18 protein-coding genes and 1 pseudogene are annotated in these 20,576 nt (G+C 68.8%); 3 read left to right on the top strand and 16 right to left on the bottom strand.

What is annotated here, in order from left to right; genetic code table 11:
- Positions 1-68: 68 nt before the first annotated feature.
- From AC5LUJ_RS01015 to AC5LUJ_RS00990, 6 genes are all read right to left on the bottom strand, one after another.
- The gene (locus tag AC5LUJ_RS01015) at positions 69-1,115 is read right to left on the bottom strand and encodes an ABC transporter permease (RefSeq protein ID WP_250282879.1); all 1,047 of its coding nucleotides are present in this window, start codon (positions 1,113-1,115) and stop codon (positions 69-71) included.
- Positions 1,112-2,695: a sugar ABC transporter ATP-binding protein gene (locus AC5LUJ_RS01010; protein ID WP_250282877.1), complete on the bottom strand. Its 1,584-nt coding sequence runs from the start codon at positions 2,693-2,695 to the stop codon at positions 1,112-1,114. Before AC5LUJ_RS01010 ends, AC5LUJ_RS01015 begins: the two co-directional genes overlap by 4 nt.
- Positions 2,692-3,876 (bottom strand): sugar ABC transporter substrate-binding protein, encoded by a 1,185-nt coding sequence (locus AC5LUJ_RS01005; RefSeq protein ID WP_493464322.1) that lies wholly within the window; start codon positions 3,874-3,876, stop codon positions 2,692-2,694. The genes AC5LUJ_RS01010 and AC5LUJ_RS01005 overlap by 4 nt, the downstream gene beginning before the upstream one ends.
- Before the next feature lie 1,471 nt (positions 3,877-5,347).
- A complete protein-coding gene (locus tag AC5LUJ_RS01000) occupies positions 5,348-5,689 on the bottom strand; it encodes a carboxymuconolactone decarboxylase family protein (protein WP_250282872.1) in 342 nt (113 codons plus the stop codon).
- 431 nt (positions 5,690-6,120) lie between these two features.
- Positions 6,121-7,005 (bottom strand): alpha/beta fold hydrolase, encoded by an 885-nt coding sequence (locus tag AC5LUJ_RS00995; RefSeq protein WP_250290587.1) that lies wholly within the window; start codon positions 7,003-7,005, stop codon positions 6,121-6,123.
- Between the two features lie 309 nt (positions 7,006-7,314).
- Complete coding sequence (locus tag AC5LUJ_RS00990) at positions 7,315-7,680, bottom strand: YybH family protein (RefSeq protein WP_250282869.1); 366 nt, start codon at positions 7,678-7,680, stop codon at positions 7,315-7,317.
- Positions 7,681-7,801: 121 nt separating this feature from the next.
- On the opposite strand from AC5LUJ_RS00990, the pseudogene AC5LUJ_RS00985 reads away from it, so the two are divergent.
- A pseudogene (locus tag AC5LUJ_RS00985) lies at positions 7,802-7,984 on the top strand (LysR family transcriptional regulator); the annotation flags it as partial.
- A 311-nt stretch (positions 7,985-8,295) separates the two neighbouring features.
- Here the strand turns inward: AC5LUJ_RS00985 and AC5LUJ_RS00980 are convergent.
- The 4 genes from AC5LUJ_RS00980 to AC5LUJ_RS00965 form a co-directional block, all read right to left on the bottom strand.
- Positions 8,296-9,753, bottom strand: coding sequence for a N,N-dimethylformamidase beta subunit family domain-containing protein (locus AC5LUJ_RS00980; protein ID WP_250282868.1), 1,458 nt, complete (start codon positions 9,751-9,753; stop codon positions 8,296-8,298).
- A gap of 334 nt (positions 9,754-10,087) precedes the next feature.
- Complete coding sequence (locus tag AC5LUJ_RS00975; protein WP_250282866.1) at positions 10,088-10,972, bottom strand: COG4705 family protein; 885 nt, start codon at positions 10,970-10,972, stop codon at positions 10,088-10,090.
- A gap of 2 nt (positions 10,973-10,974) precedes the next feature.
- Positions 10,975-12,438 carry an ATP-binding protein gene (locus AC5LUJ_RS00970; RefSeq protein WP_250282864.1) on the bottom strand — a complete coding sequence of 488 codons (1,464 nt, stop codon included), beginning with the start codon at positions 12,436-12,438 and terminating at the stop codon, positions 10,975-10,977.
- A 9-nt stretch (positions 12,439-12,447) separates the two neighbouring features.
- Positions 12,448-13,137, bottom strand: coding sequence for a response regulator transcription factor (locus tag AC5LUJ_RS00965; protein ID WP_250282897.1), 690 nt, complete (start codon positions 13,135-13,137; stop codon positions 12,448-12,450).
- 447 nt (positions 13,138-13,584) lie between these two features.
- Here AC5LUJ_RS00965 and AC5LUJ_RS00960 point away from each other — a divergent pair, with 447 nt between their 5' ends.
- The gene (locus tag AC5LUJ_RS00960) at positions 13,585-14,421 is read left to right on the top strand and encodes an undecaprenyl-diphosphate phosphatase (protein WP_250282896.1); all 837 of its coding nucleotides are present in this window, start codon (positions 13,585-13,587) and stop codon (positions 14,419-14,421) included.
- A 63-nt stretch (positions 14,422-14,484) separates the two neighbouring features.
- Here AC5LUJ_RS00960 and AC5LUJ_RS00955 read toward each other — a convergent pair whose 3' ends face one another.
- The 3 genes from AC5LUJ_RS00955 to AC5LUJ_RS00945 all read right to left on the bottom strand — a co-directional run bounded on the left by AC5LUJ_RS00955 (position 14,485) and on the right by AC5LUJ_RS00945 (position 18,727).
- Positions 14,485-15,111: a polysaccharide deacetylase family protein gene (locus tag AC5LUJ_RS00955; protein ID WP_250290586.1), complete on the bottom strand. Its 627-nt coding sequence runs from the start codon at positions 15,109-15,111 to the stop codon at positions 14,485-14,487.
- 490 nt (positions 15,112-15,601) lie between these two features.
- The gene (locus AC5LUJ_RS00950; protein WP_250282861.1) at positions 15,602-16,489 is read right to left on the bottom strand and encodes a COG4705 family protein; all 888 of its coding nucleotides are present in this window, start codon (positions 16,487-16,489) and stop codon (positions 15,602-15,604) included.
- A gap of 150 nt (positions 16,490-16,639) precedes the next feature.
- Entirely contained in the window at positions 16,640-18,727 is a 2,088-nt protein-coding gene (locus AC5LUJ_RS00945) for a TerD family protein (protein WP_250282859.1), read from the bottom strand.
- A 159-nt stretch (positions 18,728-18,886) separates the two neighbouring features.
- Between AC5LUJ_RS00945 and AC5LUJ_RS00940 the strand changes: the two genes are divergently transcribed.
- On the top strand, positions 18,887-19,216 hold the full coding sequence (locus AC5LUJ_RS00940; protein ID WP_250282857.1) for a hypothetical protein: 330 nt from the start codon (positions 18,887-18,889) through the stop codon (positions 19,214-19,216).
- 555 nt (positions 19,217-19,771) lie between these two features.
- On the opposite strand, the gene AC5LUJ_RS00935 is transcribed toward AC5LUJ_RS00940, so the two are convergent.
- Genes AC5LUJ_RS00935 through AC5LUJ_RS00925 form a run of 3 tightly spaced genes read right to left on the bottom strand, consistent with a single transcriptional unit; the run spans position 19,772 to position 20,540 of the window.
- Positions 19,772-19,885 carry a helix-turn-helix domain-containing protein gene (locus tag AC5LUJ_RS00935; RefSeq protein ID WP_493464321.1) on the bottom strand — a complete coding sequence of 38 codons (114 nt, stop codon included), beginning with the start codon at positions 19,883-19,885 and terminating at the stop codon, positions 19,772-19,774.
- 46 nt (positions 19,886-19,931) lie between these two features.
- On the bottom strand, positions 19,932-20,336 hold the full coding sequence (locus tag AC5LUJ_RS00930) for a type II toxin-antitoxin system VapC family toxin (RefSeq protein ID WP_250290581.1): 405 nt from the start codon (positions 20,334-20,336) through the stop codon (positions 19,932-19,934).
- A gap of 6 nt (positions 20,337-20,342) precedes the next feature.
- Positions 20,343-20,540: a hypothetical protein gene (locus tag AC5LUJ_RS00925; protein WP_250290580.1), complete on the bottom strand. Its 198-nt coding sequence runs from the start codon at positions 20,538-20,540 to the stop codon at positions 20,343-20,345.
- Positions 20,541-20,576: the final 36 nt, after the last annotated feature.

The raw sequence follows: 20,576 nt of genomic DNA, 5'->3' as shown, positions 1-20,576 counted from the left end.
CCCCGGCACCAGGCGGCCATGGCATCTGGCCGCCCCCACGACCGCCTGGCCGTTGCGGCGCCTGAGCGTCAGGACCTGACCGGCTGTCTGACGTCCGCAGCCTCGGCGGGCTGTTCGGCCGGTGTGTCGTCGGCGGCTGCCGCCCGCTCACGGCGCCGGCCCTTCGTCCCCTGCCGCCAGACGGCGAAGGACACCGCGGCGAGCAGAGCGACACCGTTGAACATGTCGTTGAGCCACTGGACCCCGGTGACGAACTGCAGGCCCTGCACGCCGGTGGCGAGCACGTAGACGGCCAGCAGCGTGCCCCAGACGTTGAACCGGCCGGGCCGCAGCTGCGTCGAGCCGAGGAAGACCGCGGCGAACGCCGGCAGCAGCAGCGCCTGGCCGAAGGTCAGGGACGGCCCGGACAGGGACGCATAGAAGATCCCGGCGGCCCCGGCGATGGTGGAGGACGCTATCAGCGACAGCCACGTCCAGCGGCCCACGCTGATCCCGGTCAGCCGCGCGGCTTCCGAACTGCCCCCGATGGCGTACAGGTAGCGGCCCACCGGCGTGTGGTCGAGCAGCCACCAGACGATGAACGCGAGCACGAGCATGTAGAGGACGATGATCTGGAAACCGAGCACGGTGTGCTGGGTGAAACCGGTCCACGCCGAACTGACCGGCGGGAACGGCTGGGTTCCTCCCGAAATGATCGTCTGAACGGCGGCGACGACGGTCGCCATGCCGAGCGTGGTGACGAAGGAGTTGACCTTCAGTTTGACGACGATGAACCCGGACAGCGTCCCGATCGCGGCCGACGTGACGACCGCCACGAGAATCGCCGGGCCCATGCCCACGTGGTGCACGGTCTGCAGGTCGACCACGAGCACCGTCGACAGGTTGGTCACCGCGCCGATCGACAGGTCGTACACGCCGGCGGTGAGCGGGATGAGCAGGCCGAGGGCCAGCATCGCCGACACCGCCTGAGCGGCGGCCACCGAGTGCAACGTGGCACTGGTCAGGAAGAGGTCCGGTTTCCAGATCCCGAACACGATGATGAACGTCGCCCACAGGTAGAGCCCGCTGTAGTTCTGCAGACCGAAGCTGAACCTGCGCCTGTCTGTCGCGCTCATGAAATCCCCCCATCGTTCGCTCCGAGGCCCGCCCCGAGGTCTGCGCCGAGGCACGCGTGTGAAATTGCCGCCGCCGTGACGGCGCTGCCGGCCAGGGAGGCCGCGATCCGCCCTTCGCGCAGGACCAGCACCCGGTGGCACAACGCCGCGAGCTCGTCGGTGTCCGACGAGCTGACGACGACGCCGGCGCCGGCTCTCGCGGCCTCCAGGATCTCCAGGTGCAGGTCGGCCTTGGCGCCGATGTCCACGCCCTGCGTCGGCTCGTCCAGCAGGAACACCTTCGGCGTACGGCGTAGCCACTTCGCGAACAGGACCTTCTGCTGGTTGCCGCCGCTGAGGGAGGACAACGGCGCCTCGGCCGCCGCCGGCCTGACGCTCAGACGCTCGATCCAGCCCGTCACCTCGCTCTTCTCCTGGCGCCGCGACAGCCGCAGGCGACGCCAGAACGGCGCGAGGTCACTGATCGTCATGTTCTCCCGCACGCCCAGGTCGAGGAAGCCGCCCTGTGTCTTGCGGTCCGGGGGGAGGAACGCGACGCCGGCCCTCATCGCCAGATCAGGCCGTGACGGCGGCAGGGCCGTCTGCCCGACGCGGACCGTGCCGGCCTGTCTGGGATGGGCCCCGAACAGGACCGACAGCAGGCTCTCCCGTCCGGAGCCGGTGATCCCGGCGACCCCGACGACGTCACCCGCCCGTATCTCCAGCGAGATCCGGTCGATCGGGCCGGCCGAGACCGCGTCGGCGACCAGCAGCGGCTCGTCGTGCTCCACCGGCAGTTCGGCCGACACCCGGTGGACGTCCTCGAACTCCGTGCCGACGAGCAGGGAGATCAGCTCCGCCCGGCTCACCGAGGCGACCGGGACCCGGGCCACCCGGTGGCCGTCGCGGAGCACGGTGATCGTCGTGGCCACCTGGAAGACCTCTTCCAGCCGGTGCGTCACGTAGAGAACCCCGACTCCGCGGTTCGCCACCGTGCGCACCATCGCCAGCAGATGCTGCACCTCCGCGTCGGGCAGAGTGGCGGTGGGCTCGTCGAGCACCAGCAGCGACACCGGCGGCGCGGACGCGTCCTCCCGGAGCGCGCGGGCCACCGCGACACCCGTGCGCTCGGCGGGCGAGAGCGTCCCGACCAGGAGATCCGGGTCGAGATCCAGCCCGACGCGGGCGAGGTCCCGGCGCGCTGTACGCCGCAGCTCCCCGTCCCGGACGGTGCCCCACTTCAGCGGGAACCCGGCGACCAGCGCGAGGTTGTCGGCGATCGAACGGGAGTCGATCAGGCCCAGGTCCTGGTGGACGAACCGGCAGCCGAGGGCGTACGCGGAGTCCGGTGAGCCCGGCTCCAGGGCACGGCCGGCAACGAGGACCTCACCGCCCGGATCGGGCCGGTGGTACCCCGCCAGGATCTTGATGATCGTGGACTTGCCCGAACCGTTCTCGCCCAGCAGCGCGTGGACCTCGCCGGCGGCCACGTCGATGTCGACGCCGGACAGGGCCGGATTGCCGAAGAACGTCTTGGAGACGCCGCGGACCGCGAGCGCAGACGGCTCGCGATCCGCGACGGACTCAGGCCGAGCACTCACCGAAGCTTCCACAGGGCCTTGAACTGGTCCGCGTAGTCCGTCGGCTGGTCATAGCTGTCGCTCGGCTCGACCAGGCTGTCCTTTGTCAGCAGCCCGACCGAGGAGAGTCCTTCGTTCTCGGGGATCGGCAGGCCCTGGGCGTGACGGATCGCCGCGTCGACGACGAGCCAGCCGGCGTAGCGGCCGCCGGTACCGGTGACCGCCGCGAACTGCCCGGTCTTCAGTCCTTCCTCCTGTGCCCTGGAGCCACAGCAGCCCGCGATCTTGACCTTGCCGCTCAGGCCGGCGGCGCTCAGCGCGGCGGGCAGCGGCTGCACGAACGCCGAGTTCGAGACGACGACGTACTTGATGGCAGGATCCTTGCGCAGCGCCGAGACGATGGTGCTGTTGATCGCACCGTTGCCCACGTCCGGAATACCAACCTTGATCTTGGTCACTTCACATCCGGGGCAGTCCTTGGCGATGGCCGCCTCGAAACCGGTCGACACCGCCCCGAGGTACGGATAGTCGGGGATGCTCACCGACAGCACCTTCCCCTTGGCGCCCGAATCCGCGATGAGCCAGGCCGACAGGAGCTGGCCCTGCAGAGCCGCGTAGTCAGAGTTCGCGACATTGGCAATGACCGTCGAGCTGATTTCCGCCGGCCCGACGAACACCGGAATGATCGGGACACCGGCCTGCTGGTACTGCGGGACGCTTCCCGACCAGAGGGCGTACGGCGCGGCAACGATGGACACGGCGACGGGGTTGTAGCGCAGCGCCTGCGTGAGGCCGGCGGTCAGCGTGGACGGGTTCGTCGACTGGAAGGGGATGCTCCTGAACTGCCAGCCCGCGGCCTCCGCGGCGGCCTGCACGCCGCTACCCACCACCTGACACTGCGGCTGCTCGCACTGCAGGTACACCAGGGTCTTGCCCGGCTCCGGCGTGGAGTTCAGCGGCGCGGTGATGGAGATCTTCGTCGGCGGCGTGAGGTAGGGCTTGATGAAGGCGTTGGCCCTCTCGACCTCGCCGCCCGCGGCCACCGACGAGGAACCGCCGGACGGTGCGGGGTTCTCGTCCGAGGACGAGCTGCCGCAGGCGGTGGCAGCCGTGGCCAGCGCGACGCAGGCGACCAGCAGGACACGTAAACGCATACGGCCGGCGGACCAGCGGGATCTGCCGGTGGGTTCTCCAATACTCACGCTATGAGTCGTCGGCATTTCTGCGGCTCACCTTTCTGGTGGTCGACGACGCCGGCGACAGGCCCCCGGCGTCGTCTTCGGATGAGTGCCGGTATCTCACTACGGCACGGTTCGATAACGGCACGGATCGCTATGACATACAGATCGCCACGGCTCTGTAGCGAGCTGTCGGTGAATAACCGGGCCGCCCGGACGCACGGCTGGACGTACGGCCGGTGATCAGTCGATGTTCGGGATTTCGCGTCCTGCCCGCCGGAAGCGGGTGGTCACCCGCGGACGGCCGCGGTGAGAACGCCGGTCACGCATGCGGTTCGCTGTGGCGGACGGTCCGCGGCCGCCGGCCCGGGCCTCGCGACCACGGCCGTCCCGTCGCCGGGCGTGATCGTGCCCCACCGTGACCGCGTCCTGTCACGTACCGGCTCAAAGCCGGGGACGGACAGCACGGCAAGGGCGACGCCACGCATCCGACCAGACCGGGACCGGGTCGGGATCCGTCGAGTCCAGCAGCGTGTGGACGGGCACTGCTTGCGCATCGGCCATCCAGCACATCAGGCACCTCCTCCCCCCAGGGGCACCGCGGCGCGATGGGCGAGCCATCGATGACGCCAGGACCACGGCCGTCGGCATGCGCCGACCTGGCCGTGGCGAGTCCGACAACACGATCGGGTGACAACCGCTTCTCCACGTTCTGGTGCCGGCTGGCAGCCGATGTACAGGTCAGACCCGATGTGTGACCTTCGTTACGTCCGGAAGACTAGGCATAATGCATACACAATGCAAGGGGTATTTACGGGCGATCAACGATCATCGACCAGCCGGGCGCACGCCGAGGGAATACTCGACACAGCGCACCCATAAAATTACTCAAAGCCATCTGACGACTCGCCCCACCAGGCCATCGACGACGAAACCCGATTCTCTCGCTACTTTTTGATACCAACAGCTCGCCAGCCCCGACTACTCTCCGAAACCAGCCGCCCCTCAGCGCGGACTGCTCTCCAGTGCCGGTTACTCTCCACGCCGACGGCTTCCTGACACCGACGGCCGCCCCCACAACCCACGACCGGCACGGCCGCCACCCCGGGACCGTCCCGAACCCGGGACCGTCCCGGACAGGCGGGCGCCCCGCTCACCCGCCCGGCGGAGGCTCGGCCACGCTGCCCCGGAGCGGCCGCGACGGACTCCGGGCGGGGCGGCCTCCCGCCTCACCAGCCACCCCCCGCGCCAGGGGCCTGACTGAACGCGCAGACCGCCCCACCGCAGGGAAAAAACCGCTGCCATAACGACGGAAACCACCTACGGCCGCGGTCGATACCCGTCGGCCGTAGGTGGAAACCGCTGCTGTGGCGACGAAAGCCACCTACATGTTGCGTCGTTCGCATGTTGCGTCGTTCGGGACCGCTAGCCATCAGGGAGATCCGCCGCCGGCATCGGGGGCCGTAGCCGACTGACGGGACAGCCCTCAGTCCCCTCAGTTCGCCGGAAGAGCCTCCTCGAATCCCAACGCGCGCAGCACGCTGCCAGCCGCCGACACGACCCTGGCGCTCCCGACGATCGGCGCGATGGCGGTGCACACACCCTGGGCGTCGGCGGCGGTCAGCCCGGCGTCCCGGGCAACGGCGAGGTTCATCAGATAGGAGACGGGCGCCGAGTCCATGGCGATGAGCGCGGCCAGCCGGACAAGGTGGTAGGTACGTTCGTCGAGGCCGGACCTCTCCAAAGTGTCCAGATGCATCTGAACGAGCTCTTCAAGCACCGGGGAATCGCCTTTCGCGATCGCGCCGAGGGTCCGCTCAGGGGCCTGCGTCGCCATTTGTCGCTCCCTCTGGATTATTAGCGCCTCAATGACATCAATACCCAGACGTCCCTACCCCGCGAGCGACCCGTAAAACACGGCGACCCGAACCGGCAAAATCATCATTTTTACCGGATGACACGGAAACGACATACATTCCCGGCTCGGGACGGCCCGGCTACGGAATCATCCCTGCCAGGGCAGCGGAACACCGAGGGCATGCGGCCGGGCGGGCCGGCAGGTCCGTGTCGGGCCGCATCAGGTGCACCACCTGCCGCCGGCAGCGGCCCGTGCCCCGCGTCAGATCTCGCCTGTCACTCCGCCAGGGCTGGTCTGGGCTGGGCTGGTCTGGTCTGGTCTGGTCTGGTCAGCGTCGGCTCGGGCAGCGCGGGCGCGACGGCCCGCCGGGACGAGCCTGATCCACTCCGTGGCCTGGCGGAGGCCGGCGCTCATGACTCGGCCAGGAAGCCGGAGAGCGCGGCGGCGAGCGCGGCCGGCTGATGCTCCTGGATGTTGTGGCCCGCCTCGATCTCGACGATCTCGGCCCGTGGGACGCGGGAGCGGAACTCGCCGACCGTCTCCGGTGTGAGGAACCCGTGCGTGCCGTGGACCAGGAGCACCGGGACGGCTGTGGCCTCCAGCGCCGGCCACAGGTCGCGGAAGTCGACGTTCAGCCGCGCGTCGGGAGGAGGGCTGGCGAGGTGGTGCTTGAACACGACCGTGCCGTCGTCACGCACCCGGGTGTTGAGCACGACGCCTCTGGCGAGCGCCCGCCGCGAGAACCCGATCCCGGCGGCGAGGGCCTTCTCCACGATCTCCTCGCGGGAGCCGAACACCTGCGGCCCGGCGAGGAAGTCCCTCACCTGGGTGGCGTCCTCGGCGCGCAGACCAGGACTGACATCCACGATGACCAGGCGTTCGACCAGATCCGGACGCGACTCGGCCAGGGCGATCGCGGTGACGCCTCCCAGCGACTGGCCGACAACGGTCTGCCGTGCCCCCGGCGCGACGGCGTCGAGGACGGCGGCCACGGCCCGCGCGTTCGGACGCGGGGCATAGTCGAAGTCGTCGCGCCATGCCGAGTCGCCATGGCCCGGCAGGTCCACCGCGAGGGCCGGCCGGCCGAGCGCCAGGAGCGTCGCATCCCAGGTGTGGGCGTTCAGGCCGCCGCCGTGCAGCAGCGTGAGGTCCGGAGCGTCACCCCAGAGCAGCGCGCTGACCGCACCGGCCGCGGTCGTGGCGCCAACCCGGCGTACCGCTGGCAGGCCGGCCGGGGCGCCTACCTCCGCCGCGTCCTCGGCGAGGAAGGCGAACTCGTCACGATCGTCGCTCACCATCGTCCTTCCGTCACCGCATGTTTCACCGACACGTACCTCACCCGGTCGGAAACCAGCACCAGTAACTCATCTCGCCGCGGTAACGACAACCAGTTTCCCAACGCCCCGTTTGTCGGCCGGTGGGCTCTTCCAGGCCCAGCGCGGCCCGCGGGGGAAGCGGGAACGGTCAAGCCGGCCGCCCGGGCGCCGGCCCAGCGGATACGGGCCGGCCTGACAGAAACCCCGCGACACAACTCGCGGTGACGCGACGGCGGGCCGAGCCCGGCTCCGACGGTGAGCCGCCCGCAACGAACATGTTCTTCCGCGCTATGGAGCCGGTGTGACGAACTCGGGCTGGTCGAGCAGACGGAGCCAGCTGCCGTCGGGCTGCCTGCGGGCCACCTGGGCGCGGGCGCCCGCGCCGTCCCTGGCCAGGGTGGATGTGAGCGCGATGTCGCCAGTTATGAGGGTCGGCAGCGGCGGCTCCAGCTCGAAGCGGGGCACGTTGACCAGGATCTTCTCCCACAGGTCCTGGATGGCGGCTCGGCCGACCGTCCGGCTGCCGGGCGGGTAGGCCATGACCGCATTCTCCTCGTAGAGAGCCGCAATGCCCGCGGCGTCCCCTTCGTTGGCGCGCTCCACAAAAAGACGCGTAAGGTCTTCCGGCTTCTGCGCCTTCTCTTTGGCGGACATAAGCGGTTCCCTTCGATGCGAGTGCGGATCAATGCGAGATCGGAAGTGCTCACTTTCAGTGAACACGAACCAGCGCCAGCAGTCCAACATCTGTTACTGCTCGGAGCTGGCATCTCCGGATATGCAACTCGGGCAGCTGGAGTACTTCGTCGCGGTCGCCGAGGAGGCGAACTTCACCCGGGCGGCCGAGCGGGTGTACATCAGCCAATCCGGAGTCAGCGCCCAGATCCGACAGCTCGAACACGAGCTCGGAGCCGTTCTCCTCGACAGGTCCGGCCGGCGGTGCACGGTGACCACCGCCGGAGCCCAGCCCGTCGGCGAGCCGACCGTTTCTGGAAGATCATGAAGCCAGTTCCGAAGCCCGCCGCCAGGCCGGCGTTGTTGACCACGATGTCCAGCCGGCCAGTGTCGGTGGCCGCCTGGCCGAAGCCCCGGCGTCCGCCCGGCCCGAGGCCTCCAACGAGATCAAACGCGCCCTCGTCGGATACCTCCTGACACCACCCTGACCGGCCGGACAGTTCGGCGCGCTCCCCGCCGACGCCGGTATCACCGCCCGTATCGACCAACACCCGTCAGACAGGCCCCTGACGCTCGTTGCCCGTGTGCGGGCCGGGCCTAACGCTCGTTGCCCGTGTGCGGGCCGGGCGAGCCGGCGTCGTCAGCCGGCACGGAACGTCCGCCCGGGTGCAACCGCCCGGCCGGGCCCTGCGCGAACGTCGTCAACAACGTGGTTGTGACGGTGGTCGCGAAGTCCCGCACCGCCGGGCCGGTCGCCCCGGGGCCGCACACGTCGGTCACCGCGCACACCCACGCGCTGGTCCCCGAGTCGAACACCCCCGCGCCCGAGTCGGCCGTGTAGTAGCTGATGTCGGCGTGGTCGGGCCGGCCGTGGCAGACGACCGGGGAATGAGCGAGCACCTCGATCCGCGATGGTGTCGGATATGAAAAGTCGACCCGGTCGTACTCGGACCCGACCATTCCCGGTATCCGGGTACCGGCGGTCACCCCCGTGCCGGCGAACAACCAGTGCGCGGGATTCTGGACGACCAGGTCTGCGTGCACCGGATTGCACTGGTACATACCGCCGGTGAGCGCGCTCTCCGGAGCGGCCGCCGGTGGGGCGGGCCAGTTCGCGGTCACGGCGGGGTCGTTCACACCGTAGAGCGGATCCTCGGTGGCGACCTTGTAGGCGGTCTCCAGCCGGTCGGGCCCGGTAGCGGTCGGCCCGAGCCGGATACGGCGATACACCGCGTTCGCCCCCAGAAAGGCGAGGTTCACCCCGCGGTCGCGGGCCCGTGTCAACGCGTCCCGCATCGCGGGCGAGTAGTACTCGTCGTGCCCCATGGAGATGACCGCGTGCGCGCCGTCCAACAGCCGCGGATCGGCATGCAGGTCGATGTCGGTGGCATACGCGACGGGCAGGCCGAGCTTTTCCGCGAGAATGATGACGGGGGCCTCGTTGCCGGTGAAGTCCGCCGCGCCGTCACCGTAGTCGTACGGCCGGTCGAACGAGACGACCCGGGCCCGGTCGTCAAAGCCCTTCGGGCCGTGATAGAGGCTGTAGCCGCCCCAGGCGTTGTACGCCTGCCAGGTGGTGACCGCGCTCAGCATCACCAGCCGCCCGGCGGTCGTCGGGCTGCGGACCGTCAACGGAACATACGTCTGGAACCCGTCGGCGTCGTCCAGCCGGATCAGATAGGCGCCGGGCGGCCAGCCGCCCGTGTCGAACGTGGTGGTCGGCTGCCAGGAGGTGGTGACCGTGTTGGTCTTCGGGTCACGGGAGGCGGCAGCCTGCACCCGGCCGGGGAAAGGCCCGGCCTCGGCCACCAGACGGCAGGTCCGGCCGCCGTACCAGCCGATCCGGAACACCGAGGCCCTGAACGAGGCGGCGGTCGTGGAGGCGAACAGGCGGACGCCGTCCCCGGGCCGGACGCTGGCGCGGTCGAGCCAGCCCTCCACCGCGTGGTTGTAGCCGAGCCGGGCAAGACCGCAGTCGCTGCCGGGCCTGGCGTTCTCGGCGTGGACGTCGAGCCCGCCAGCGGCCGGGCCCGCCGCCGACAGCGGTCCACCCACTGGGCCGGCGGCGGTACTCGCGGCACGGCCCGGCGCCCGCCGGCCGCCCGCGGCGGGTGCGCCACTGCCGCACCCGCCGAGAAAGACGACGTAAACGAGCGCTGCCGTCAGCGCGACCGGGATGGATGCCGGTCGCCTCGGCCACCCCGCCGGCCCACGGCAGGAAACCGGACGAGCTGGTGTGCCGGCCCTCCGTGTCAACGTCACCTCGCCAGTGTCACGCCGGCTTTCGTGGCTGTCGCCCGGAACCTGCCCAGCGGGCCGAGGGCCGCCCTGCCGGAGGCCGTCCTGTCCAGGACCCGTCGTCGGCCACCCGTGATGGCGGGTCCAGCCGTCAGGGGACATTCGCCACGACGGTGCTGGAGCTGGATCCGACGACGTTGCGTCGTTCCTGGACGTGGGCGTGGGCCATGAGGCCGAACAGGACCGCGAGCAGGACTGCCGACGACCCGGGAGTCCCGAGGTCGAGGCCGCCCTTGGCGAGCGGCTTGGTGAGGAAGTCACCGGCGGTGGCGCCGAGGGGGCGGGTAAGCACGAAGGCAAGCCAGAACAGCGTCACGTTCGATACCGCGGACGCAGGTCTGAGGGCGAGCAGCAGACCGAGCAGCCCGACGATGAGCAGGACGCTGTCGGCATAACCGAGCCCTGAACTGTCGGACAGGAAGTCTCCCATGGAGGTCCCGAGAGTGTTCGAGACAAGGATGGCCGACCAGAACAGGACCTCTCCCCGGAAGGTGTCGATGTCGCGAATTGAAAACGTCAGTCCGGTGATCTTCCACACTATGAAGATGGCGACCAGCAACGAGACCAGGATCGCCGCGCCGACGGGGTATCCCAGCCCCAGGCCCTGCGGCCCCCAACCCAGCGAACTGGCCCCTTTGGCCAGGTACTTCGTGCTGGCGTCACGGTTCATGAAGTCGGACATCGTGGTGCCGGCCGTACTGGTGGAAAGAATGACCGTCCAGTAGAAGAACGGATTGTAACGCCTGGACCTGAGCTGCACGACAAGGGTGATTACGAAGATCAGAAAAAGTACTGTCGTCGTCAGGAAGTACCCGAGCCCGAGGGTCTGCGCGAACAGGTCACCCGCGGTCTCCCCGAGGGTCGTCGCGGCAATCTTCATGACCCAGAAGGCCAGGGTGATCTCCGGTAGCTTCTTCATCACCTGCCGGCCGCCACCGGCGACATCGACTTCGGTGAAGATTTCCGGTTTTGCCATTGTTATCCCTGTCTGTCTGACAGCTCGGAACACGGGGGCGTCGGACGTCCGTCGCTCGAGGTTTCGTCCCAGCCGGCCAGGGGCCGATCGATGGCAAGGACGAGGGTGACGAGCGCGCCGCCGTCCGGGTGGTTGGCCGCGGTGGCCCGTCCGCCGTGGGCCGCCGCGATCGCGGCGACGATGGCGAGCCCGAGACCAGCGCCGCCCTCGCCGCGCGTCCGGGCGGCGTCGGCACGGCTGAACCGGTCGAAGGCGCGGGGCAGGAAGACAGGTGGAAACCCCGGGCCGTGGTCACGGACCCGGAGCAGGACAGCGGCCGGACCGGTCCCGGTGACGGTCTCCTCTGGTGACAGCGTGGCGCTGACCTCGATCTCGGTCTCGGGAGGCGCGTGCCGGACGGCGTTACCGAGCAGGTTGTCGACGGCCTGGCGCACCCGGTCGGGGTCCACGTCCGCCAGCAACGGCCTTTCGACCGTGAGCCGCAGACGTGCTCCCTTCATGCGCGCCGCGGGTGTGGCCGCGCGGACGGCGTGGCGGAGCAGGTCCGCCACGCAGACCCGCTCCCGGTGGACGAGCTGGCCGGGATCGGTGTCGAAGCGGGCGAGAGCGAGCAGCGCCTCGGCCAGCCGGATGAGGCGATCGGTCTCGCCCGCCGCGCCGGACACCGCCTCGGTGAGCTCGCCCATGCTCCGTCCGGGCCGTAACGCGAGCTCCAGCTCGGCTTTCAGGATCGTCAGGGGGGTGCGTAACTCGTGGCCCGCGTCGGCGACGAAGGCGCGGTCCCGGGCGCGTGCGGCGTGCAGCCGGTCCAGCAGGTCGTTCATGGTGTCGGCGAGCGCGGCGATCTCGTCCCGGGTCGGCGGGACCTCGAGGCGTCCGCCCGTGTCGGCGACCCCCATCGCGGCGGCCTGGCGGCGCATCCGTTCCACCGGCCGCAACGCCGCCCCGGACAGGAGCCGCGCGGCGAGCGCGGACACCGCGACCATCGGCACGCTCGCGAGGACCATCACGTTGCGGACCCGGTCCTCGGCGGCATCGATGATCCTCGTCGGGGAGCCGACCAGGAGCACCACCCGCCGGCCAGGGGTGAGCGTCAGTGGTTCGGCGCGTACCCGTGTACTCTCCTCGCCGACACGCACGGTGACCAGCACCGGCCCGGACCGGGCCGACGCGAGGACGTCCCCGCCGACCAGCGGCCGTGTCCCGGCCGGTGGGGACGCCGCGAGCACCCGGCCATCGGCACCGATCAGCTGGCCGAGCGGGCCGGCGGAGGCCAGCGTCGCGTCCAGCGGCACGTCGGCTCCGGTCAGCCGCGCCCGCAGCCCTTCCGAGCGGGCGGCCAGCCCGGCGTCCAGGGAGGTCCGGAGACTGGAGCGGAGCTGTAGGTAGAACAGCACCCCCACGCCAGCGAGCACGAACACCGTCCCGAGCGCGAACACGGCCGCGAGCCGGACCCGCAGGGGCATGTCGACGCCTCAGCCCGGCCGTTGGCCGGTGCCGGCCCGCAGCCGGTAGCCGACCCCGCGCACCGTCTCCACCTGGGACACCCCGAACGGCTTGTCGATCTTGCGACGCAGGTAGGCGACGTACTGGTCGACCACGTTGGAGGTGGCGTCAGAGGCGAAGTCCCACACGTGCTCCATGATCGTGGTCCGGGTCAGGACATCGCCCGGGTGACGCATCAGGTACTCCAGCAGCGCGAACTCCTTCGGTGAGAGATCCAGCGGCGCCTCGTCCCGGCTCGCCGTCCGCGTGGCCGGATCCAGCCGCAGACCGCCGACCTCCAGGACGGCCGGCCGTGCCACCGCCCCGCGCCGCATCAGCGCCCGCAACCGGGCGAACAGCTCCCCGAAACTGAACGGTTTCGGCAGGTAGTCGTCCGCGCCGATGTTCAGGCCGCGAATCCGGTCGGCGACCTCGCCGCGGGCGGTCAGCATCAGCACCGGCGCCCAGCGGCCGGCCGCCCGCAGGCGCCGGCACACCTCGAACCCGTCGATCCCCGGCAGCATCAGATCCAGGACGATCACGTCGTAGGCCACCTCGCAGGCCTGCCACACCGCGTCGACACCGTCCGAGACGACGTCGACGGCGAACCCCTCCTCCACGAGGCCCCGGCGCAGCAGCGCGGCGGTCCGCGTCTCGTCCTCCACCACCAGCACCCGCATGACCGCACGATAGGCGCCCCACCATGTGGAGACGATGTGAGCCGAACGTCGCCGGCCCAACACGGGACCGAACTCCGAGGCCGGTGACCAGCGGCTTCCCTCTCCGAGCATCGCCAAGCTGGCGATGCCCACTCCCGCGGCGCTCACTCCCGCGGCCCATTCCCGCGTCCCATTCCCGCGTCCCATGCTCGCGTCCCATGCTCGCGTCCCATGCTCGCGTCCCATGCTCGCGTCCCACTCCCGCGTCCCACGCTCGCAGCCCACCCTCGCGGCGGAGCGGCCCGCGTTCACATGCTCCTCACATGCGCGACGCCCTATCGTTGTCGCTCGTCACATGCGGACCAGCCCAGGTGACGAGCGACGAGGCGGAGCTCATACCGTGTGACCGCCAGCAACTCGGTCGTGCGGGCATGCCGCCGCACCTGGATCATCAAGGATTTCGACCACGTGAGCGTGATCAGTGTCGGGCAGGCCGCCGTCCTCGGTGTCGTCGAGGGAGTCACGGAGTTCCTCCCGATCTCCTCGACCGGACATCTGAAGATCACCGAAGGGCTGATGGGGATACCCGTCGACGACACGTCCGTGGTCGGCTTCACCGCGATCATCCAGGTCGGCGCGATCGCGGCCGTCCTGGTGTACTTCTTCGCCGACATCCGTCGTTTCGCCACCGCCTGGGCTCGCGGCCTGGCCAGCCCGCGAGCCCGGCAGAACCCGGACTACACCTTCACCTGGTGGGTGATCTACGCGACCATCCCCGTCGTCCTCGTGGGGCTCGCCGCCAAACCGCTGATCGACGGGCCACTGGCGTCACTGTGGGTCGTCGCCGGCTCGCTGCTCGCCGGCAGCGCGCTGATGTGGTTCGCCGACGGCTTCGGACGTCACAAACGGGGCGAGGACGACATATCCCTCTCCGACGCCATGGTCGTCGGATCGTCGCAGATCCTCGCTCTGCTGTTCCCCGGGTTCTCCCGTTCCGGCGCCACCATCTCCACCGGGCTGATCCGCGACCTCGACCGGGTCGCGGCCACCCGGCTGTCGTTCTTCCTGTCCATCCCGGCGCTGACCGGCGCCGGACTCTACGAGCTCAAGGACGCCGTCGGCGGCGGCGTGTCCGTGCCGTCCGTCGCCGTCGGCACGCTGGTGTCCTTCGCCGTCGCCTACGCGTCCATCGCCTGGCTGCTCAGATACATCGCCGGGCACAGCTTCAACGTGTTCGTCACCTACCGCGTCGCCGTCGGCGTGGCGCTGTTCGTGCTGCTGGCCACCGGAGCCCTGCACGCCTGACACGGGCGCACGGGCGCACGGGCGCACGGGCGCACGGGCGCACGGGCGCACGGGCGCACGGGATCAGACGAGAAGATCGCTTACTGACACCGGGACCAGGCCTGCCGTACGCAGGTTCGTGACGATGCGGGCAAACGCGGTGACGGTTCCCGGGTAGCCGAAGTGCATGCTCACGACCGAGCCGGGCCGGACGCCGGCGCGTACCCGCGCGACGACGGCGTCGGCTCCAGGGGAGGTGTAGTCAAGCGGGTCGACGTCGAAGTCCACGACCGTCCGGTAACCCGCGGCACCGGCCTCGGCGAGGATCAGTGGGGTGGCGGTGGAGGTGCCCGAGGGCCGGAAATAGCGGCCCTCGCCCGGAGCCAGCCGGGCCAGGACGTCGCGGCATCCGATGATCTCCGCCGCCACCAGGTCGGCTGGCAACGCCGTCAGTACCGGGTGGGAGTACGTGTGGTTCGCCAGTTCGTTGCCAGCCGCCAGGATGACGGGAGCAAGATCGCGATGCTCGTCCAGCCACCGTCCGACCGCGAACACGGTAATCGGGACCGAGAGTTCGGCTGCCTCGGTGAGCAGCCGATGCGCCAGGGAGAGATCCTGCTCCGCCTCGTGCGGGCCGAGATGGAAGGTCAGCGCCACCTGGGGACGGTCCCGCGGTCCGTGGGCGACCGCTGTCGCGGCCCCTCCCGGCATCAGCCCAGGTCCGGGAGGGGCCGCGGTGGCTGCCGCCCCTGAGCTGACGGGGCGGGCCGCGGCGGCAGACATCCCTGCCGACGCCGACGCGGGTGGGCTCGACCCACCGGTGGCGCAGGCCGCCAGCCCGGCGGCCGTGAACGCCGTGCCAGCGGCGGACAGGAACTGGCGACGCGATGATCGTCCAGCAACGCTCTCAGGCATGCGAATCCGATCCGGACGCTGGGGAGGTCCGAGTGTGGCGCCGAGCCGCGCCCAGGATATCGACGGGAAATTTTATGACAAAAGCTACTCAGCATGACGCCGATCCGCCAAGGATCCGGTGAAGCAGTCAGGACAGTTCCTGGGCCCCGACGCCGCGGCACAACCGGCGGATCAAGGTGAACAGGGTGTGTCCGCGCCTTCGACGACTCGGCCGCTGGGGTGTGTCTGATGGATGCTGGTCGATGTGGGCGCCGCCCGCGCGATCGAAACATCCGTCAGACACGCCCTAATCGACCTCCGCCCGGCTGAACCACGACCGAGCCTGCCGGGGAAGGCCCGGAGCCTTCACATCATCGTTGCTGCTGCCTCCACCGCCGACGGCGGCGCTCTCGACGGTCTCGACGGTCTCGACAGCGCCGCGTTGGATGCCGCCGCGCGTCACCGTCAGAAAGCCGACCAGTACGACGATCACAATAAGGGCGGCGAGGGCGACCAGGCCGTCACCGAGACCGACGCCGGACCTTCCGGCCGGCTTGCCGAGCCAGTCTGCGAACGAGGCGCCCAGCGGCCGGGTCACGACATAGGCGGACCAGAAGGCGACGACCTCACTCAGGCCGAACCGCCACCAGGCGGCCGCTGGCACCAGGATGACCACTGTGAACAGGATGGCCGAGGGCAGATAGCCGAAGTGCAACGAGTCCGCGGTGAGATCGCCCAGCGCGGTGCCCAGCGCGAACGTCACGAGCACGGTCAGCCAGTAGTAGGTCTCCCGGCGGCGGGTCACGATACTGTGGATCGACAGCGTTCCCTCACGCCGATGCCATGCGTACAAGACGGTCGCGAGGAGCACGACGTAAAAGACCGTCGAACCGATGTGGCCGACGGGCGGCCCGTCGGCGGCCATGGTGCCGAACACCGCGACCATCATCACCGCAAACCAGTAGACGGGAGCGGAGTAACTCCGGGCCCGGAACTGCAGCCAGAGCCCGAGTGTGAAGCCGAGGATGCCGACCGCGCCCGCAAGCACCAGGCTGAGGTGCGCGAGATAGTCCGAGGTCGCCTCGCCCATGCCCGTTGTCAGAATTTTGACGACCCAGAACAGCGCCGTGATCTCCGGGACCTTGGGGGCGATGGGCTCCCGACCGTGGGTCCGGCTGTGCGAGGAAGAAGGCATCGGTGTCTTTCCGGGTCGGCGACAGGGACGTTTCAGCGCTGCCGCAATACACCACACCGTTCATGTGACGGACGTGTGAGCGCATGCCGCGGCTCGAACGTCCATGACCGTCCCCACCGTCGCGAAACCAGCCCCCGAGTTTGACCCGGCCTATCTTTTCTCGGTTGAGGCGCCAGCACCATTGCCCGATGCTGGGGCGGCATCGGTAGAGTCATGCCATTCACGCAGGTTCTGTACCACCTCCTCGTAGAATTTCTCCAGTGTGTCCACCACCGATGTGACGAATGTACCTTTCCCGGCGCCACGTTTCGCACCAAGAGGAGCACTCAGGGAAATACGAAAGGCCCGAATCTCACAAGCCGAGCCAGTGATTAAAAGCTCCGGCTTCTGACGCACCAAGGCAAGAAGATCGGCTCGGGCAGCCTCTCGCGAACCTTGGTCGAAAGATTCAACCCGTAGATTCCCGTTTGCATCCGCGAGCTGCTTCATAATCCACTTCACTCGGGTGAGCGGCCGTCCTTGGCGAGGAGCGTCGATGCTGACCGAGCATCCAACCCGGCCCACACGCAGGTCCGCTGTCACAGTCACCGGGCCGACCGTTCCAGGGATCCGCAGCATCGTGGACAGGGTACCGTTCCGGCACAGTTCCTCGGCCAATGCATGCCGTCGCTGCGCCGCGTCCACCCGCCGGTTCAGGTGAGGGAGGACCTCGATACCCAGCAGCCCACCCAGGTGCAGGCACAAATAATGGGCAAGCTGATCGAAACGTTCGGCGACGGAAGGCAGTCCTTTATCCGCCGGTCGCAGCGTACCCACCGAGACACTGTCCCTCACAGCCACCCAGTGAGGCCCCATGTCGTCGAATTTGTCGGCGCCCGAACGTGGGTGGTCAAGGTACCGGAGGAACTCGGTGAGAATGTATTCTTGAGTGGCGTCCGCCACCGAGCTATTTTCGAGCAGAAGCTGGCAGCGGAATCTTATCTCTGCCCATGAAAGGTGATGAATGCCGACTTTCTTCGTTTTTCTCCCGTCGATCGCGACGGGGTGCCGTTCGTCCGCCGTTGTGATCAGGTTGGAGACGGTGATGACGGCATCGAATCGCTGTTCCCGAGCGATGTCCAGGTATGCCTCGACCTGCTCCGGGCGCAGTTCCCCCGTCCCGGTCTTCGCCTCGACCAGCGCCGTCCACGTACGCTGCCCCCGCGTCACCCGGATCAACCCGTCCGGCCGGTAAGGCTCGTCACCCCGGCTGAATGGAACCTCGATGAACGTCTCGACCTGGCCGGCGGGCGCCCCGAACCGGGTCGTCAGAGCGCGGCCGAACTCGCGCACGGATCCCACGACGGCGAGCAGAGCCGAGGTCGCACGCCGCTCCTGCTCCCCGGCTCCACCGATACCCGCCACCGGGAACAGCCTCGCCGACTGCCAAGCCTCCTTCGCATCCCCGGCATCCAACCGCCTCACCTTCGAGGCCGACAGCCGCCTCGCGGGCCTGCGTTTCTTCGTGGTCACCGTCTGGGTTCGCCGCTCCCTGGCCGGGGCTGGCGGGCGGGACACACTTGCCGGACCCACATCGTTGGGAGCATCTTGCACGGCGCTGGAGCCACCACTGACCGCGGAATCGGCGCCAGCGGGCGCCGCTGGCTCGGCGCGGCCGGGTGTCGGGCTTTCTTCCTCGTCAGCATCGACCTCGATGCCGTATTCGGTGACGAGTGCCGCCAGGCCGGTGTCGTATCCCTGACCGATCGCGCGGAACTTCCATTGCCCGGTACGGCGGTAGACCTCTCCGAGTACGAACGCTGTCTCAGTTGAAGCGTCCGTGACGTCGAAACGAAGCAGCTCCGTCGCGTCGGACCCGCGCAGCAGCCGCAGCCGCAGGTACTCCAGCCGCCCGAAGCCGTCCCCGGCCTCGCCGTCCAGGCTGGCGGCGAGCAGTACCCGTTCAACGCTGTCCGGGACGTCGTCCATGTCGACCTCAACGACGTCGGTGAAGGCCGTGTACCTCTCCTCCACACTGGAGGTCTTTCCACGGAGCCGGACCGCCCCACCCGCCCCGGACGGCTGGTTGTAGAAGACGAAATCGTCGTTTGACCGGACCTTGCCGTCGTCCCCGAGCAGGAGAACGCTCACATCCGCGTCAAGCGGATGCCCCTTCTCGGCAGCCCACTCAAGAATGACCGAGACAGAACCGATTTCGTCAGCCAGGGCACTGAGGGTGACGTTTCCCCCCTTGCGCATGGCCGCAACCGTCGCAGCGCACATACCGGGACCATATCCCCAAGACCTTGACCGGCAGAAAGCCCACTGGAATCACTACATCGGATCACTGTCGAGAAATCAGACACACAAGCGACACGCACTCTGCCGGCAGACAACCAAGGTTACCGACTGACTACCATGAGTGGTGAAGTATCGGACCAGCTCATCGTCGACCGGTACAACGCCGCAGCGAGCGAGGCGGCCGAAGGCTGCGATAGCACCGTCACACAGGCGACCAAGCTGGCGATCGAGACTCGGGACACCCTCATCCGTCAGGGAAAGCCGGTCACCATCCTCGCCATGCTGCGCGATGCCGCTCTGCGGGCGCATGAACTCGCCAAGGTGCGGGGCATCAACGTTCTCATCACCGACGTCGAGCGGCTCGCTGGCTCTTGGCCTCCACCTGGAAGCACCCTGCCCTGGGGCACCGCCCTTAAGAAGAGGGCGATTTGGGCCACTAAACCCTAATAGCACGCGACTGGGCGTCGATTTTGTAACGATCTTTAAGTGGGTTCGGCCTGTCCTGGCGCGGGTTGCGGACGGGTGCCGGCCAGTCGACGCGCCGGGTGCGTCCGGAATGCGCTAGATGCGGCAAAACTCCCGGTAGGACGCGGGTTGCTGAGACCTCACGTCGGAAACCAGGAGCTTCGGTGCCCCAGTCTGCTATGCCCGGCAGAGCATCTTCGGCCGGCTCACCAGCGAGACCGTCACCCAGGACCGGTACACCATCCTCGGCTACCTGCGCACCGCCACCCAACACGGCCACGACATGATGACCACCCTGCGTCAGGCGTTCACCGGCCAGCCCTGGATCCCGGACTGGCCCACCGCCCCCACCTGACCAAGCAGCACGCTCATCCACATCCCACACCGGAAGGCACCCGCCAACCGGCCATCACCCCACGCCACGAACCGGAACCCTCAGCACACCCGCTGAATGAATACCTCAATCGGCGGCGGTCGGTAAGCCACATGGGATTGTGTTCGCCGGCTCATGTCCGGACAGGCGTGCCAGAACGTCTCCTACGCCGCGGGACGAGGGACGACACGGACGTCGAGGTCGGCGTCGAACGCCTCGGCGAGCCGTTCCAGCACAGGCAGTGTCGGTACGGTGCCACCGGCCTCGAACCGCGCCACCGCCGACTGCGGTCATGCCGGCCGCACGGGCCAGGGTGAACGGCGGTTATTCCTCACCGAGAATCCGTAGACCGTGGTGATCCCTGAAGTAGGAGTAGTCCTTGAGGTTCAGGGTGGCGAGTGGCAGGTTATGGGTGAGGCAGCAGGCCGCGATCCACATGTCGTTGACCGGGCGGGGCTGTCCTGCCCGGGTGGCGTCCGCGGAGAGCCTGCCCCAGGTGGCAGCGACTGCCTCGTCGCCGGGCAGCACGGGGATTCCGGAAAGCCAGTCGGCGAGCTCCTGACGTCGGCGGCTGCCCCAGGCTCGCAGGTCGGTCCACTTGGTGAGCTCGCCAGAGGTCACGAAAGTGATCAATGGCCGACGGCCGATCAGGCGGATTGCCACGGGCCCGGTGAGCCTGCGCTTGTGGCTCAGGGAGGCGACGTCGGTGTCAAGGACGACAGGCTGCACGGCGGCTCAGGCGACGTCGCGCCTACGCTCGGCGTAGGTGAACGCGAGGAACTCGTCGAGCTCCTCGACGGAGTCGAAGGTGTCAGCAACAAGATCATCGATGGACAGAATGGGCTGGGTGCCCTTGGCGGCCAAGAGCTCTTCAACGGAGATCTGGGGACGCAGCGGCGGATACAGAGGACGATCAGCTTCCGGAGCACTCACAACGAGAACCTCCCCACTGACTCCCCCGCCCAACCA

Source organism: Protofrankia sp. CiP1_Cm_nod3, from assembly GCF_982290655.1.
The sequence above is the reverse complement of the archived record's forward strand: the minus strand, read 5'-3'. Positions and strand labels throughout refer to the sequence as shown.

Excerpts from the sequence above, each read along its gene's own strand:
- AC5LUJ_RS01015 (WP_250282879.1), bottom strand. The coding sequence starts at position 1,115 with ATGAGCGCGACAGACAGGCGCAGGTTCAGCTTCGGTCTGCAGAACTAC.
- AC5LUJ_RS01000 (WP_250282872.1), bottom strand. The coding sequence starts at position 5,689 with ATGGCGACGCAGGCCCCTGAGCGGACCCTCGGCGCGATCGCGAAAGGC.
- AC5LUJ_RS00990 (WP_250282869.1), bottom strand. The coding sequence starts at position 7,680 with ATGTCCGCCAAAGAGAAGGCGCAGAAGCCGGAAGACCTTACGCGTCTT.
- AC5LUJ_RS00975 (WP_250282866.1), bottom strand. The coding sequence starts at position 10,972 with ATGGCAAAACCGGAAATCTTCACCGAAGTCGATGTCGCCGGTGGCGGC.
- AC5LUJ_RS00970 (WP_250282864.1), bottom strand. The coding sequence starts at position 12,438 with ATGCCCCTGCGGGTCCGGCTCGCGGCCGTGTTCGCGCTCGGGACGGTG.
- AC5LUJ_RS00965 (WP_250282897.1), bottom strand. The coding sequence starts at position 13,137 with ATGCGGGTGCTGGTGGTGGAGGACGAGACGCGGACCGCCGCGCTGCTG.
- AC5LUJ_RS00955 (WP_250290586.1), bottom strand. The coding sequence starts at position 15,111 with ATGCCGGGAGGGGCCGCGACAGCGGTCGCCCACGGACCGCGGGACCGT.
- AC5LUJ_RS00950 (WP_250282861.1), bottom strand. The coding sequence starts at position 16,489 with ATGCCTTCTTCCTCGCACAGCCGGACCCACGGTCGGGAGCCCATCGCC.
- AC5LUJ_RS00945 (WP_250282859.1), bottom strand. The coding sequence starts at position 18,727 with ATGCGCAAGGGGGGAAACGTCACCCTCAGTGCCCTGGCTGACGAAATC.
- AC5LUJ_RS00940 (WP_250282857.1), top strand. The coding sequence starts at position 18,887 with ATGAGTGGTGAAGTATCGGACCAGCTCATCGTCGACCGGTACAACGCC.